This window comes from Photobacterium sp. R1 (genome assembly GCF_054600795.1).
Genome location: NZ_BAAHZP010001024.1, coordinates 1 through 233, shown reverse-complemented (window position 1 = coordinate 233; position 233 = coordinate 1). Strand labels below are relative to the sequence as shown.

Annotated in this window: 1 protein-coding gene; it reads right to left on the bottom strand. The window is 50.2% G+C overall.

Annotation, left to right across the window (positions count from 1 at the left end; translation table 11 throughout):
• Nucleotides 1–184, bottom strand: a 184-nt coding sequence (locus ACYP03_RS28155) for a hypothetical protein (RefSeq protein WP_459782958.1), incomplete at its 3' end; no start/stop codon positions are given.
• Nucleotides 185–233: the final 49 nt, after the last annotated feature.

Here is a 233-nt window from a genome sequence, read left to right as displayed (position 1 = left end):
AAGCAAGAACGGCTTGTGTCGGCAACAGGGCGTCCAGTTTAACCGTCAGCACGTCACCCACTTGAATAGCGTTATTCTCGCTGTTTTTTTTGCTGTCATCGCTTTCAGCCTGACTGGATGCTTCTGTGGCTGCTTTTTCTTCCTGATCTGCGAGCGCAGAACCTGTGACAGCAGCACCTAACATGGAGGCAAAAACTAAGCAGGCAGTACGATGTAATCGCATGAGAGCTCCT